At 61.0% G+C, this 14,533-nt stretch carries 12 protein-coding genes; 9 read left to right on the top strand and 3 right to left on the bottom strand.

Features of this window, described 5'->3' with window-relative positions; genetic code table 11:
- The first annotated feature begins 299 nt into the window (after positions 1-299).
- The 8 genes from HBO41_RS27825 (at position 300) to HBO41_RS27790 (ending at position 11,161) form a co-directional block, all read left to right on the top strand.
- Positions 300-2,693, top strand: coding sequence for a TonB-dependent siderophore receptor (locus HBO41_RS27825; RefSeq protein WP_169988563.1), 2,394 nt, complete (start codon positions 300-302; stop codon positions 2,691-2,693).
- Between the two features lie 25 nt (positions 2,694-2,718).
- Positions 2,719-3,684, top strand: a complete 966-nt coding sequence (locus tag HBO41_RS27820; RefSeq protein ID WP_169988561.1) for an amino acid ABC transporter permease — start codon at positions 2,719-2,721, stop codon at positions 3,682-3,684.
- Positions 3,677-4,450 carry an amino acid ABC transporter ATP-binding protein gene (locus tag HBO41_RS27815; protein ID WP_169988559.1) on the top strand — a complete coding sequence of 258 codons (774 nt, stop codon included), beginning with the start codon at positions 3,677-3,679 and terminating at the stop codon, positions 4,448-4,450. The genes HBO41_RS27820 and HBO41_RS27815 overlap by 8 nt, the downstream gene beginning before the upstream one ends.
- A gap of 18 nt (positions 4,451-4,468) precedes the next feature.
- Positions 4,469-5,392, top strand: coding sequence for an ABC transporter substrate-binding protein (locus HBO41_RS27810; RefSeq protein ID WP_017138709.1), 924 nt, complete (start codon positions 4,469-4,471; stop codon positions 5,390-5,392).
- 10 nt (positions 5,393-5,402) lie between these two features.
- The gene (locus HBO41_RS27805) at positions 5,403-6,986 is read left to right on the top strand and encodes an FAD-dependent oxidoreductase (protein WP_169988557.1); all 1,584 of its coding nucleotides are present in this window, start codon (positions 5,403-5,405) and stop codon (positions 6,984-6,986) included.
- Positions 6,987-6,997: 11 nt separating this feature from the next.
- Complete coding sequence (locus HBO41_RS27800) at positions 6,998-7,420, top strand: RidA family protein (protein ID WP_169988555.1); 423 nt, start codon at positions 6,998-7,000, stop codon at positions 7,418-7,420.
- 246 nt (positions 7,421-7,666) lie between these two features.
- Positions 7,667-9,817 carry a phosphocholine-specific phospholipase C gene (locus tag HBO41_RS27795; protein ID WP_169988553.1) on the top strand — a complete coding sequence of 717 codons (2,151 nt, stop codon included), beginning with the start codon at positions 7,667-7,669 and terminating at the stop codon, positions 9,815-9,817.
- A 159-nt stretch (positions 9,818-9,976) separates the two neighbouring features.
- Positions 9,977-11,161, top strand: coding sequence for an EAL domain-containing protein (locus HBO41_RS27790; protein WP_169988551.1), 1,185 nt, complete (start codon positions 9,977-9,979; stop codon positions 11,159-11,161).
- Positions 11,162-11,193: 32 nt separating this feature from the next.
- On the opposite strand, the gene HBO41_RS27785 is transcribed toward HBO41_RS27790, so the two are convergent.
- Together HBO41_RS27785 and HBO41_RS27780 are read right to left on the bottom strand one after the other, a co-directional pair.
- Positions 11,194-11,760 carry a hypothetical protein gene (locus HBO41_RS27785; RefSeq protein ID WP_017138715.1) on the bottom strand — a complete coding sequence of 189 codons (567 nt, stop codon included), beginning with the start codon at positions 11,758-11,760 and terminating at the stop codon, positions 11,194-11,196.
- Positions 11,757-12,671 carry an NAD synthetase gene (locus tag HBO41_RS27780; RefSeq protein ID WP_169988549.1) on the bottom strand — a complete coding sequence of 305 codons (915 nt, stop codon included), beginning with the start codon at positions 12,669-12,671 and terminating at the stop codon, positions 11,757-11,759. Before HBO41_RS27780 ends, HBO41_RS27785 begins: the two co-directional genes overlap by 4 nt.
- Positions 12,672-12,856: 185 nt before the next feature.
- Between HBO41_RS27780 and HBO41_RS27775 the strand changes: the two genes are divergently transcribed.
- Positions 12,857-13,345 carry a type VI secretion system tube protein Hcp gene (locus HBO41_RS27775; RefSeq protein WP_169988547.1) on the top strand — a complete coding sequence of 163 codons (489 nt, stop codon included), beginning with the start codon at positions 12,857-12,859 and terminating at the stop codon, positions 13,343-13,345.
- A 15-nt stretch (positions 13,346-13,360) separates the two neighbouring features.
- Here the strand turns inward: HBO41_RS27775 and HBO41_RS27770 are convergent, their stop codons facing one another.
- Complete coding sequence (locus tag HBO41_RS27770; protein WP_169988545.1) at positions 13,361-14,197, bottom strand: 5'-nucleotidase, lipoprotein e(P4) family; 837 nt, start codon at positions 14,195-14,197, stop codon at positions 13,361-13,363.
- Positions 14,198-14,533: the final 336 nt, after the last annotated feature.

Genomic DNA, 14,533 nt, shown 5'->3' with positions numbered 1-14,533 from the left:
TAGAGAATATTAGCTTATGCCCAAATAGCATTATATTTTTAAAATCCATTCCGTTATGTTTGATCGCAACAGCCTACCCCTGACCTCGGATGGTACCCAGCGTGATTCAGATTCTGCGCGCCATAACCGGGTAAAGACCCCGCGGCAGAATCGTTGGAAGGGAGTTCAACGTATGTTGCCGATTCAAACCCCTCGCTCGCTCCACACCTAGTTCCCATCGCAGCTGCACCCTGAAAAACGAGCACCGCGCCCGCCCGCGCGACTGCCCGACTTCGCGATTCGGAAAGCCTGGAGTGGTCATGAAGCAAGTTTTACCCCCCACCGCCGCACTCACGCTGGCCCTGTTGGCCGGCACTGCATCCGCCCAGGACGACAGCACCCTGTCCACCGTGGTGGTCACCGGTAACCGTGGCGCCGAGCAGCGCACCGTCACCAGCAGCCCGGTGCCGATCGATGTGGTCAGCGCCAGGCAACTGCAAAGCACCGGCAAGCCCGGCTTGATGGAAGCCTTGAGCGCGGTGATCCCGTCGCTGACCCTGCCGGAAAAAACCGGCTGGGACGCCAGCGGCATTGCCCGTGCGCCCAACCTGCGGGGCTTGAGTGCTGCCGAAGTGCTGGTGCTGGTCAACGGCAAACGTCGTCACACCAGCGCCACGCTGAACATCAATGGCATCAACACCGGCGCGGCGCCGGCTGACCTGGATTTGATCCCCATCAGTGCCATCGACCATGTGGAAGTGCTGCGCGACGGCGCCGCCGCCCAGTACGGCTCGGATGCCATCGCCGGGGTCATCAATGTGATCCTCAAGGCTGATACCAGCGGCACCGCCGTCACCAACGTCGGTCAGGGCTACGACGGCAAGAAGCAAACCGTGCAACAAAGCCTCAACAAGGGTTTTGAAATCGGCAACGGCGGCGTCGTGCAATTGGCCCTGGATGCCCGCAGCCAGAATGACGACAACAAAGCCAGCGCCAACGGCTACACCTATGAGCAAGCCTACAACCAGGCCGGCAGATCGACCTACGGCGGTTACGGCACGCCCAAGACCAACCTGCTGACCCTGGGCTACAACGCCGAGCTGCCGATTGATGACAGCCTCAGCCTGTATTCCTTCACCACCTACTCGCGGCGCAAGGCCGAGCAGGGGCAGAACTACCGCCTGCCGACCATCACCAACACCATCACCACCGGGCCGAATGGCTACCCGGCCGGGTACACGCCGACCTGGTACATCGACGAGGACGATTTCCAGGCCGCGTTCGGCGGCAAAGGCACCGTTGGCGCGTGGGACTGGGATTTGTCCACCACCTACGGGCGCAACGAAGCGGAGCAGGGCACCACCCACAACCAGAACCCGTCGCTGGGCGAGTACACGCCCAACAGCTTCACTTCTGGCACCTGGATTTCCACCGAGCTGACCACCAACCTCGACTTCAAGCGTGGCTTTGATGTCGGCCTGCAAAAACCGTTGGACCTGTCCTACGGCTTCGAACATCGGCGCGACACCTATGAGGTGCAGGCGGGTGACTACGCGTCTTATGTCAATGGCGGCTACTGCGTGGCGCCCGGCAACTGCGCGTCATCCGGGGCGCAAGTCACCAACGGCATTTCGCCGGATGAAGAAAGCAGCGCCTCGCGCAACAGCCTCGCCAGTTACGTCGATGTGGGCTTCAACCCGCTGCCGGACTGGTACATCGGCACCGCCTTTCGCTACGAGCATTACAACGAAGGCGTCGGCGCCACCCGCAGCGGCAAGCTGACCACACGCTACGATTTCACCCCGCAATTTGCCGTGCGCGCCACCGTCAGCAATGGCTTCCGTGCGCCGTCCCTGGCCAACAGCCTGTTCAGCGCGCGCTCCACCACGTATGGCGTGGTCGACGGCGTGTATCAGTCGATCAACTACGGCGTATTGCCGGTGGGTTCGGCGGCGGCCAAGGCCCTCGGCGCCCAGGAGTTGAAACCCGAGCGCTCGACCAACTTCAGCCTGGGTTTCACCCTTACGCCCACCGACCGCCTGAACTTCACCGCCGACGCCTACGTGATCAACCTGCGCGACCGCATCACCCTGACCGGCACCTTGCTCGGCCCCGAAGTCACTCAGGTACTGCAAAGCAACGGCATCAACTCCACCTCCGGCGGCCAGTACTTTATCAACGGCGCCGACACCCGCACCAAGGGCGTGGATCTGGTCAGCAACTACAACCAGGACCTCGGCCAGTTCGGCGCCTTGAAGTGGACCGCCGCATTCAACTGGAACCAGACCAAGATCCTCAACTACAAGGCGTCCACCGATATCCTCGGCACGCCCTATGACCTGATGGACCGCCAGGCCCGTGGCCTGATCACCGATGTGCAGCCCAAGACCAAACTCATCCTCGGCGGCGACTGGAGCATCGACCGCTTCAACCTCAACCTGGCCCTGACCCGCTACGGCGCCTACAAAGAGGTCAATTCCTCGGCCAATCGCGACCTGGACCGGGTTTACAACGCCCGCTGGATCACTGACCTCGACCTTGGCTACAACCTCACCAAAGCCCTCAACATCGCCGTCGGCGCCAAGAACCTGTTCGACCTTTACCCCAAGAAACAAGGCGTGCCGAGCAGCACCATGCTCGCCAGCTACGGCACTTATTCGCCCTACGGTTTTACCGGCGGGTACTACTACACCCGGCTGACTTACGCCTTCTAAGGCCGCAACCCGCGAGGAATAGAACATGCCCATTGTCGCCAAATCCTATGACCTGATCGAAGACGTCAGCCCGGTTCGCCAGCGCCGCGTTGCAACGCCCATCAAGGCCCTGCAAGTGGTTCCCGCCCGCCACCCGTGGCGCTGGGCCGGGTCGATCTTCGCTGCGCTGGTGCTGCTCGCCATCGTGCATTCACTGGCCACCAACCCGCGTTGGGAGTGGGGCGTGTTCGGCCAGTGGTTCTTTTCCGCCTCGGTGCTGCGCGGCCTCGGCCAGACGCTGCTGCTGACGCTGCTCAGTACCGTGTTCAGCATCCTCTTCGGCACTGCATTGGCGCTGGCACGGCTGTCGGGCTCGCCATTGCTGGCGGCGTTGGCCTGGGGCTATATCTGGTTTTTCCGCTCGATGCCGGCGCTGCTGGTGCTGATCATCCTCTACAACTTTGCCTACCTGTATGACCACATCGTGCTCGGCGTGCCGCTCACCAGCGTGGTGTTCGCCGAGTGGTCGACCGTGGATGTGCTCAGCCAATTCACCGTGGCGGTGTTGGGCCTGAGCCTGATGCAAGCCGCCTATGCGGCGGAGATCATTCGTGGCGGTTTGATTGGCGTGGATGCCGGCCAGCATGAAGCGGCGGCGGCCCTCGGTTTGCCGGCTTCGCGACGGATTTTTCGCATCATCCTGCCCCAGGCGCTGCGCTCGATTTTGCCGTCGGGTTTCAACGAAATCATCGGCCTGGTCAAGGGCACGTCCATCGTCTACGTGCTGGCCTTGCCGGAGCTGTTCTACACCGTGCAGGTCATCTACAACCGCACCCAGGCGGTGATCCCGCTGCTGGTGGTGGCGACCGTGTGGTACCTGATCATCACCACGGTGCTGACCAGCGCCCAGTACTACGTCGAGCGCCACTTTGCACGTGGTACGGCGCGGGTACTGCCGCCCACACCGCTGCAACGCCTGCGCGGCTGGCTCAAGGAGAAAACCCATGGCTGAAGCACGCGCCGGGCGCATTCAGATCCAGGGCGTGGGCAAGCGCTTTGGCAACCAGCAGGTGTTGAAAGACATCGACCTGACCATCGACCCAGGCAAGGTCACGGTGATTCTCGGGCCGTCCGGCTCGGGCAAATCCACCTTGCTGCGCACCATCAACCACCTGGAAAAAATCGACAGCGGGCACATCACCATCGACGGTGAATACGTCGGCTATCGGCGCAAGGGTGACCTGCTCTACGAATTGAAAGAACGCGAGATTCTCAAGCGCCGCATCGACGTGGGTTTTGTGTTCCAGAACTTCAACCTGTTCCCGCACCTCACCGCCTGGGAAAACGTCGCCGAAGCACCGCTGGCCCACAAGCGCTGGAGCAAGGCCGAGGCGCAGGCCAAGGCCTGCGAGCTGCTGGCCAAGGTCGGCCTGGCCGACAAAGTCGATGCCTACCCACGGCAGCTCTCCGGCGGCCAGCAACAGCGCGTGGCTATCGCCCGCGCCTTGGCGCTGGATCCCAAAGTGCTGCTGTTTGATGAACCCACCTCAGCCCTCGACCCGGAGCTGGTGGGCGAAGTGCTCGACGTGATCAAAAGCCTGACCCAACTGGGTGTGACCCTGGTGATCGTCACCCACGAAATTGGGTTTGCCCGCGAAGTGGCCGACCACGTGGTGTTCCTGTGTGACGGCCAACTGATCGAAGAGGGCCCGCCCGAACAGATGTTCCGCCAACCCCGACATCCCCGCACCGTGGCCTTTCTGGGCAAGGTGCTTTAGTTCAAGGAGTGACTGCCCATGTTCATCAATACTGCCCGCGTGGCCTTGCTGACGCTTGCCGTCGGTGCTGCGCAAACCGCGTTCGCCGTGCAACAGGTGGATTTCAGCCCCGACCGCGTGCGTATCCATGTACCGCGCAATGAAGCGGCGATTGCGCAGATCCCGCCGGGCTTCAAGTTCGCCCAGCCCGGCAAATTCACCGTGGCCGTGTCCGGCGTGGCCGGGCCGCCGCTGGCGCTGTTGGCCAATGACGACAAGACCACCATTGGCAGCGAAGCCGACACCGCGCAGCTGGTGGCCGACAGCCTCGGCCTGCAGCTCAATGTGGTGCAGACCAGTTGGGAGGATTGGCCGCTGGGCGTCAGCTCCGGCAAGTACGACGCGGTGATCAGCAACGTCACCGTGACCGAGGCGCGCAAGAAGCGTTTTGACTTCGCCACCTATCGCCAGGATGTGCTCGGCTTTTACGTCAAGAGCACCAACAAAATCACCGAGATCAAACAGGCCGCCGACATTGCCGGGCTGAAGATCATCGTCGGCTCCGGCACCAACCAGGAGAAGGTCTTGCTGGCCTGGAACGAGGCCAATGAAAAGGCCGGTATCAAGCCTGCGCTCCTGCAATACATCGACGACCAGGCCGCCGCGCAACTGGCGGTGCAATCGGGTCGCAGCGATGCGCTGTTCGGGCCTAACTCGGTGTATGCCTATTCGGCGGCGGTCACCGGTGGCATCAAGCTGGTGGGCACGGTGAACGGCGGCTGGCCGTTGAAGGCAGATATTGCCGTGACCACACGCAAGGACAACGGCCTGATCCAACCGATTCACACCGCCCTGGAAGGCGCGATCGCCGGCGGCCAATACGAACAGGTGCTGCAACGCTGGGGTTTGGACATCGAGCGTGTCGACACGTCGCTGATCAACCCACCGGGCCTGCCGGACTAGGAGCATCGACATGGGACTGACACGCCGTGAAGCGCTGTCGAGCATCGCTGCTGTAGGCGGCGAAAAGGCCGTCAAGGATGCATTGGCGGTATTGGGTTTGGGGCCGTCGTCACATCGCCGCCCGCAACCGCTGAAACTCAACGCGGGCCTGGGGCAGGGCACTCGTGTGCTGGTGCTGGGCGCCGGGATTGCCGGGTTGGTGACGGCCCTGGAACTCAGCCGCGCCGGGTTCAGCGTGCAAATACTGGAGGCCCGCAACCGCGTGGGCGGGCGCACCTGGACCCTGCGCAATGGCGACCGCGTGGACTACAAGGACGGCCGCACGCAAACCGTAGCGTTTGATAACGGCCTGTATTTCAACGCCGGTCCCGCCAGGATTCCGAGCCAGCACCGCACGCTTCTCGACTATTGCAGCGAGCTGGGTGTGCCGCTGGAAGTGCTGGTCAACAGCAGCCACGGCGCCCAGGTGCGGCCCGACCTGCAACAGCCGGCGTTCACCGTCGGCCAGGCGATCAATGACACGCGCGGGCATTTGTCCGGCTTGCTGGCCAAAGCCGTGCAGCGCGATGCCCTCGATGATGTGTTGAGCAGTGAAGAGCGCACGCGCTTGCTGGCGTTTTTGCAGGTGTATGGCGATCTGTCGCAGGAACTGGCCTTTGAAGGCAGCTTGCGCTCCGGTCACCTGGAGTCGCCTGCCCACCCCGGCGCACTGCCCGCCAGCCGCAGCCCGCTGGCGCTGGACCGGCTGCTGCATCCGGAGTTGTGGGGCGCGTTATTGCACACCGAATTCCCGGAATTTTCCGCCACCATGTTCCAACCTGTCGGCGGCATGGACCGCATCACCGACGCCTTCTACCAGCGCGTGCGCGAGCACGTGCAACTCGGCGCCCAGGTGCGGCAGATCCGCCAGCTTGAAGACGGCGTGGCGGTGACCTACCACGACCAGCTCAGCGGCCGCGAACAGGTGGTGCGCGCCGATTACCTGGTCTCGACCTTGCCGTTGCCGCTGTTGGCCAAACTCGACACCGACTTCAGCGACCCGGTCAAAGCCGCCTTGCTCAGCACCCGCAGTGATCAGGCGACCAAAGTGGCGTGGCAATCGCCGCGCTTCTGGGAAACCGACTATCGAACCTACGGCGGCCTGTCGTGGATCGAACACCCGGCGCGCCTGCTGTGGTACCCCAGCAACGACCTCAACACCCGCGACGGTTTGCTGGTGGCCGGTTACGTGACCGGGGAGGGCGCCGACGTATTTGGTGCCAAGCCGTTCGACCGGCAGTACGCCACGTCCAAAGAAGCCGTGGAACTGCTGCATCCGGGTTATTCAAAACACCTGCGCCACCCGCTGGCGGTGTCCTGGGAACAGATCCCCTACAGCGAAGGCCCATGGCTGCAACGCGAACACTTCCCGGCCGACGCCAGTGCCTTGCTGGAACAGGCCCACGGCCGCGTGTACTTCGCCGGCGACGGCCTGGTGCAAAGCGGTGTGGGCATCTGGCAGGAGTCGGCAGCCAACTCGGCGCGGCATGTGGTCGCGCAGCTGGCCGAGCGCGTTACCCAACAACAACAGATTGCGGCACTCGCCGCCTCCTGAGGAGCATCACCATGAGCGACAGCATTCAACGCACCAGCGTCGGCGATTTTCCCATCTCGCAAACCGTCACCGTACCGGCCTCCGCCAGCCTGATTTTCGTCAGCGGCACCTTGCCCGACCTGGCCGACCCGAACGTGCCAGGGGTTTACGGCAATACCGAAGTGCAGACGGTGTCGGTGTTCAACAAGCTGCGCAAGATCCTCCAGCAGCAAGACCTGGACCTGGGCGATATCGTGCAATTGCGCGTGTTTCTGGTGGGGGGCGAAGAGACCGACGGCAAGCTCGACTTTGCCGGGTTGCAGCGTGGTTACACGCAGTTCTTCGCCACGCCAGAGCAGCCGAACAAGCCTGCGCGCACGGCGTTGCAGGTGGTGGCATTGCCGTTGCCAGGGGCGCTGGTGGAAGTGGAGGCGATTGCGGCCAGAACGGCCTGACTCTATTGAATGCGCTGTTATGGATAGCTTGCTTGCTGTGGCTTGTTGTGGCGAGCAGGCTTGCCACAACAAGCCTGTTTGCCACAATAAGCCTCTAGCCACAACAAGCTGCTCACCACCATTGGTGGCAGGCCCGTGAACAGATCATCGGATTGTCAGTAACCGCATGTCACCTTTTTGTCGCTTGCAGTCTCTACTTTGTCTTGAGCGTTTTTATCTCAAGCACCCCAGGGATTGATTAGTGCCATGCCAACTCTCACCCGCCGCACCCTGCTGAAGGCCGCCGCCATCGGCTCCGCCTACACCCTGCTACCCGACTCCATCCGCCAGGCGCTGGCGATCCCCGCCAACAACCGCACCGGCACGATTATGGATGTGGAACACGTAGTCATCCTGATGCAGGAAAACCGCGCGTTCGACCACTACTTCGGCACCTTGCCCGGCGTACGTGGTTTCAGCGACCGCTTCACCATTCCGCTGCCGGGCGGCCGCAAAGTCTGGGAGCAACAGGGCAAGGGACGGCGCGTATTGCCTTATCATTTGGACAGTTCACGCGGCAATGCCCAGCGTGTCGACGGCACGCCACATTCCTGGGTTGACGAACACGCCGCCTGGGGCAGCGGCCGCATGAATGCCTGGCCAACCTACAAGACCAACACGTCAATGGGCTATTACCGCGAGCAGGAATTGCCGTTCCAGTTTGCGTTGGCCAACACCTTTACCCTGTGCGATGCCTACCACTGTTCGGTGCACGCCGGCACCAACCCGAACCGGCTGTTCCATTGGACCGGCACCAACGGCCCGACCGGCGCCAATGTGGCTGCGGTGGTCAATGAATGGGACGGCCCTGGCGCAGTGAGCGTGGGTTACACCTGGAAAACCTACCCTGAGCGTCTGGAAGAGGCGGGCGTGAGTTGGAAGGTCTACCAGTTCTTGCCGGATAACTTTGGCGACAACCCGCTGGCTGGTTTTCGCCAGTACCGCGCCGCCAGTGTCGCGGCCGGTAACCCGGCGGAACCGCCGAAAGACTTCAAGGCCTTTGTGCCCTACAGCGATCAACTCAACGCCCGCGTGCCGTTGTACAAAGGCAACGGCAACACACTGCCATCGGCAAACGGCAGTGACCTGGAAGCGATCATCCAGGGCTTTCGCGATGACATAAAACACGGCCGCTTGCCTCAGGTGAGCTGGCTGGTCGCCCCGGCCAATTACTCCGAACATCCTGGGCCTTCGAGCCCGGTGCAGGGTGGCTGGTTCACCCAGGAGATTCTCAAGTCGCTGACTGAAAACCCGGAGGTTTGGAGCAAGACTGTATTGCTGGTCAACTACGATGAAAACGACGGTTTCTTCGACCACGTCCCTTCACCGTCAGCCCCGTCCAAGCGTGCCGATGGCAGCTTTGCCGGTAAATCCACGGTCAAGTTCGACAGCGAAATCTTCACGCACCCGGCGCCGCCCGGCACCACGCAACAGCCTGCGCCTGACGGTGGTGTTTACGGCCCTGGCCCACGGGTGCCGATGCTGGTGCTGTCGCCCTGGAGCCGCGGCGGTTGGGTCAACTCCCAGGCGTTCGATCACACCTCGGTGCTGCAATTTCTGGAGAAGCGCTTCCAGGTGCGCGAGCCCAATATCAGCGCCTGGCGCCGCGCCGTATGCGGCGACCTCACCTCGGCGTTCAACTTCGTCAACCCCAACACCGAGTTGTTGCCGCCACTGCATGAAACCACCCGCCGGGCGGCGGATTTGCTGCGCCAGCGCCAGGAACAACTGGCCCAGGTTGTGGTGCCTGCTGAAGGTCGGCAACAGGCGCCGCATCAGGCGCGCATGGCTCGGCCATCCCGTGCGTTGCCATACCAGTTGAACGTCGAAGGTGACGTTGATCGTCGCGCCGGTGAGCTGACGTTGAACTTCTTCAACCATGGCGAACAGGGCGCGGTCTTCCACGTCTACGACCGACTGCACCTGGAAGACATCCCACGGCGCTACACCGTTGGCGCCGAACAGCACCTCAGTGATACCTGGCCAGTGGCTGGTGGCTATGACCTGTGGCTATTGGGGCCGAACGGCTTTCACCGGTCATTCAAGGGTGATCTGCAACGCCGCGAACCCGAACTGTCAGTGGCTTACCAGGGGGACAGCGTTCAACTGACGGTGATCAACCCCAGCAAGCATCCAGCCTCGGTGACGATCAAGCGCTGCCCTTACACCCATCAAGGCCCATGGCTGCTGGAGATTGCTGGCCACAGCTCGCAGCAACGCACATTCTCCCGTCAGCCGAGCGGTGGCTGGTATGACTTCACCGTGCGTAATGAGCATGGCTGGGTGCGCCGGGTGGCGGGGCGGGTTGAGACGGGGGCGCATAGCATCAGTGACCCGTTGATGGGCAAGCCGGTGTAGCAAACCCTGAGGCGGCGGATAGCGTTGAACCGATCCGCTGCCTTTGGCCGGGAGTTAGTATTTTGAGAAATATCCTACGTTCATAAAGGATTAAACATCCGCGCTTTTTCCGGGCAGTTTTAGACAATCGTTGGGTCCACCACCCACGAGCCCACGCCAATGACGAGCCAGCCTTTACGCGTCCTGATCCTTGAGGAGCAAGCCTCTCAGCGCGCCGTCGTCGTGAGCCGGTTCAAACGGTTGGGGCATGCGGTGATCGAGGCGACGCATGCCATTGAAGCCTTGGCCCTCCTGGAAAGCGTTCACGGGGTGGATGTCGTACTGTGCGACTTGTCCATGTCCGGCATGGATGGGCTGGAGTTTTTGCAACATGCCGCGCAACGAGGGTGGCTGCATGGCGTGATTGTCAGCGGCCATCAGCCGACCGGGATCAGCCAAGCCCTGCAACAGTTCACCAGCCTGCTCGGCGTGTGTTTGCTTGGCCATGTCGAAAAGCTGGCGACCCTCAATCAGCTCGAAGAGGTATTGCATCGTCATCAGCCTGTTGGGGGGATCGTGCCTGCGGTTTCACCTGCGTTGCCATTGTTTACTCAGGCGCAAGTATGCGACGCATTAGCTGCCGGCCAGCTGCACGCGTACTACCAGCCCAAATTCAGCCTGTGGACCAACGAGATGATCGGCGTGGAAGTGTTGAGCCGCTGGCAGCACCCGCTTTACGGTTTGTTACCGGCAATGGCCTTCATGCCGGTGCTGGAGCGTTGCGGGCTGCTCGACCCATTGCTGTTTGCACAGATGCACCAGGCCTTAACCCTGCAACAACACGTCAGGGCAAGAGGCATGACCTTGAACCTGGCGTTCAATCTGCACGCTCAGCAGCTGGCTCAGGGCGGGTTGAGTTTGAAGATCAAAGACGTCATGGCGCCGTTCAAGGCACCGCGCTCCAGCTTGACTTTCGAGCTGACCGAAAGCGGCATGCTGGAAGCCTCGGCGAGCAGCCTGGCGTGCCTGATGCGTTTGCGCATGCTCGGTTGCAACCTGTCCCTGGATGACTTCGGCGCCGGGTTTTCATCCTTGCAACGGCTGTGTCAGCTGCCGTTCAACGAGATCAAGCTGGATGCCGAGTTTGTGCGCGGCATGACCGCCGACCCACGCTGCTGCGCGGTGATCCACAGCACCCTGGCGCTGGGCGATAGCCTGGGCATGAGCGTGGTGGTGGAAGGTATCGAAACCCAGGAGCAGCAGCGGCAATTGCTGGCGATGGGCTGCAGGGTGGGCCAGGGGTATGTGTATGCGCCGGCGATGAGTGGCGAGCAGTTGTTGTGGCGGTTGCAGAACGTGGCTTGATGGGCGTTGAGCGAATACAGGTGGCAGGGCGCTCACCACCATTTCCAGCGGCCCTGTTTTTTCAGGGTGGCGATGATGTCTTCGCGCTTGAGGCGGATTTCGACCATCTTGTGGCGCAGTTCGCGGCAGCGGTTGCTGTTGAGGATCAGCAGGCCGGTCAGTGGGCTAAGCAGTGACATAGCGTAGAGAAAAAGCGGCGGGCGGTACGCAATTGCGGGTAGGGATATCAGCAAGCAAATTAAGTAAATACCGACACTGATCCATACCGCGCGGATATGCCCATAGTTGACCTGAGCCTTGGAAAAAAACAGGACAAGGCCTGCTGCGATGCTGCCGAGAAAACAGATCTTAATTGCAAGGTCTTCCGGAAGTCTGGAGAGAAAGGTCAGCAACAGTAAGACGGCAGTCATTGCAATCGTGGAGCAGCCGGTAATTAGATCGGCGCCAATCACTAGCGCGTAGCGTCTCCTGAACGTTTGTGGGTTCTCAAAATAGAAGTATGCGTAAGCGCGATCCTCAGAGGTCAGGGCTTTGCGATCTTCATATATTTCATCCTTTTCGGATCCGCTAAGACCTTTTTTTGGTACATGCTTGCTCACTGGCTGACTTCCTCGTAGATACCAATAGCCCACGTCTTGATATTTCCTGGCATCGAGCTGCTCGCGAAACCCAGGGTTGCAGCCAAGGTGTCTTTTATGTGATTGGCGGTAGCAAGTTGCATTTCTGTGGCACTGATTCGTTTTGGTAATACGCCGGTGGCTTGTTTCACCTTGAGGATTTTTAGGGTTAATCGAGGATCACGAAGCCTGAGCAATTCATCATTCAGTCTCGCTCGTTCTTGCCGGTTCAGACCTTTGAGTACTTGTTTGAGAGGTTTGCCAGTGACTCTTGTTGCTGTGTTTATTGTTTTGATTGTGGTCAAGGCAGAAGTGGCGACGCCAAGTAATGCAATGGCATCCAGCGTCGTAACAACGGCCTGATACCAGGTTTCGTTATCCAGAAGATCAAGGTATTGGGGCGCAAACGCTTCTACACTGGTTCGACCTAACCCGATGGCGCATTGGGTCATACTGGCAGCCAGAGCAGCCTTGCCGATAAACGTAATTACCGCGCTCGTCCCCGCCGTAAAGGGCATCAACATCACGCCACTGGTAATGACTACCCAACTCAGAATCGCCCCCGTACAGGTCACCGCCGTGCCAAGCGCTTCAGCCACCCATTCCGACTCTCGCGGCTCATGCTCCAACATCCGCTTGAACTCCACCGGCCCCACATGTTTCGGAGCCTCACGCAGCACGACCTTGATCGGCCGCACACTGCAAATCGCCTGAAACTCGCGCAGTACCACCACGTTAAACATGCCATCGATATACACCACGCCCGCGCCAATCAGTGCCGGGTCGCTATCGATGGTGAAGAACAACTTGCGCAGATCAATACTGCTTTCAATCCGCTGACGTGTGGTGCGGTGCGCCGAAGGGAGTCCATCTTTGAGCAGGGAAGCCGCCATCCTTAACTCCTGTTTTTGCGGGAGTCGAGAGCCTAAAGATGAGGAGGTGGCGCTGAATGTCGGAAGGTTCGCCATTTCACGTCGGGTGCGTCTCTAACCGGCGTTAGCGTCTTGCGTGCGCCGCGGCGGCTGAGGAAAAGTGCGCCCCACGTCACTATCGACGTATACCAAGGCAGGGAGCAAACATGGCAGTCGATATGTTTTTGAAGCTGGGTGATATCAAGGGTGAATCAAGGGACCAGGCTCATCGCGACGAAATCGACATCACCCAATGGGCGTGGGGCATGTCGCAGTCGGGTTCGATGCACAGCGGTACGGGCGGCGGTGCGGGCAAGGTCAATATCGCCAACCTGAACCTGACAAAACCGCTGGATAAATCCAGCCCCAACCTGATGATGGCCTGCGCCAGCGGCAAGCATTACCCCGAGGCCAGGTTGGTGCTACGCAAGGCCGGCGGTGCCAGCCCGGTGGAGTATCTGGTGATCACCCTGAAGGAAGTCATGGTGGTGTCCTACAGCACGAATGCTGAAAGCAACACCGACGTCGTGCATGACCGCTTCGCCCTCAACTTCGCCAGCGTCGACGTCAGCTACCAGCCGCAGAAGGCCGACGGTACCAAGGACGGCGGGCCAGTGAAGTTTGGCTGGAACATTCGGCAGAACATCAAAGCCTGAGCACCAGCCAGCCTCTTATTGTTCCAACTGCAATGCCTGCTGTTTGAGCTTGCGTTTTTGTTCAAACGGCAACTTCTCATCATCCCCATACGGCGCGCTGTACCAGTTGCCGTAACTCGGGTTCGGCAGCAGGAACCAGCGCTGCCCCAGCCAGCTCACATAGGGTTCGACTGCCTTGCGTTGGGCGGCCAGGGTGTTGTGGTCGGCCTGCACGAAATCACCCAGCGAGTCCCCGGCCATCAGCAATACGCGGGCATGGCTGGCGACCCACTGACGGCGACATGTCTTGCCGTAGCCGGCGCTTTCGCAATGGCCGATTGGCGTGCTGGCGGCCAGGACCTGCGTGTCACTGGTCACCGGAAAACCACGCAGGCGCAGGTTGGCGACAGTGGCCGCGACCTGGCTGTGTTCGCGGTTGGTGAGGTAGTAAACCTTGATGCCTTTTTGCTCGGCGGCTTGCAGGAAAGCCACTGCGCCCGGCAATGCCTGGGCCTTGGCCTGGTCGACCCAGGTGTTCCAGCGATCGTAGGAATAGATTTGATTGTTAATGATGTCGCGCGCGTTCAGCGGCACGTTGTCCAGCAGGGTTTCGTCGATATCCACCACCACCGCTGGAGGTAAACCGTTCAGGTTGCGGGGTGGAAAGGGCAGGGCATCCCAGGTCGGGTCGGCCAGGGCCACGTCGAGTTGGCGGGTGGCGTTGGCGAACAGCTGGCGGTAGATCAACTCGTGTTCGATGGAGGTCTGGGTCCAGAGCACGGCGTCGAGTTGGTCGTTGGCCGGCGGGGTCTGCTGGCAGCCGGTCAGGGCGGTGGTCAGCAGGCAGACACTGGCGAAAATCAGGTGGCGCATGGGATGCCTCGGCGGTGGACGCGTGTGGGCAGCACCTTAGCCTAATCAGGCTATACATCAATCCCGAATGTTTTTTTGGGGGGGTAGGTGTACATATCCGTTGCTGCGGTAACGGCGGCCTATGGTTCCGCCCTTACGGCGGCTCACTTTTGCAAGGACCGGAATGCCGGCCCAGTCAAAAGTAAGCAAAAGGTCCTCGCCCCAACACTCGGTGCCTCGCTATGGCTCGGCATGCCCGCAATCCGCCAGTGATTTGGGGGGCCGCCGCGATGGGCCATCCTTGGCCCAGCGCGGCTAAACCGGCGTCCCTGCCGGTTTACCCCCCAAATCACTGTC

The sequence above is a fragment of the Pseudomonas sp. WS 5146 genome (assembly GCF_012985495.1).
Taxonomy (GTDB): Bacteria; Pseudomonadota; Gammaproteobacteria; order Pseudomonadales; family Pseudomonadaceae; genus Aquipseudomonas; species Aquipseudomonas edaphica.
Note: the sequence above shows the minus strand (reverse complement) of the source record. Positions and strands in the feature narration are given on the sequence as shown.

Coding starts and splice junctions, on each gene's coding strand:
- HBO41_RS27795 (WP_169988553.1), top strand. CDS start 7,667: ATGCCAACTCTCACCCGCCGCACCCTGCTGAAGGCCGCCGCCATCGGC.
- HBO41_RS27815 (WP_169988559.1), top strand. CDS start 3,677: ATGGCTGAAGCACGCGCCGGGCGCATTCAGATCCAGGGCGTGGGCAAG.
- HBO41_RS27820 (WP_169988561.1), top strand. CDS start 2,719: ATGCCCATTGTCGCCAAATCCTATGACCTGATCGAAGACGTCAGCCCG.
- HBO41_RS27780 (WP_169988549.1), bottom strand. CDS start 12,671: ATGGCGGCTTCCCTGCTCAAAGATGGACTCCCTTCGGCGCACCGCACC.
- HBO41_RS27790 (WP_169988551.1), top strand. CDS start 9,977: ATGACGAGCCAGCCTTTACGCGTCCTGATCCTTGAGGAGCAAGCCTCT.
- HBO41_RS27810 (WP_017138709.1), top strand. CDS start 4,469: ATGTTCATCAATACTGCCCGCGTGGCCTTGCTGACGCTTGCCGTCGGT.
- HBO41_RS27775 (WP_169988547.1), top strand. CDS start 12,857: ATGGCAGTCGATATGTTTTTGAAGCTGGGTGATATCAAGGGTGAATCA.
- HBO41_RS27805 (WP_169988557.1), top strand. CDS start 5,403: ATGGGACTGACACGCCGTGAAGCGCTGTCGAGCATCGCTGCTGTAGGC.
- HBO41_RS27800 (WP_169988555.1), top strand. CDS start 6,998: ATGAGCGACAGCATTCAACGCACCAGCGTCGGCGATTTTCCCATCTCG.
- HBO41_RS27825 (WP_169988563.1), top strand. CDS start 300: ATGAAGCAAGTTTTACCCCCCACCGCCGCACTCACGCTGGCCCTGTTG.
- HBO41_RS27770 (WP_169988545.1), bottom strand. CDS start 14,197: ATGCGCCACCTGATTTTCGCCAGTGTCTGCCTGCTGACCACCGCCCTG.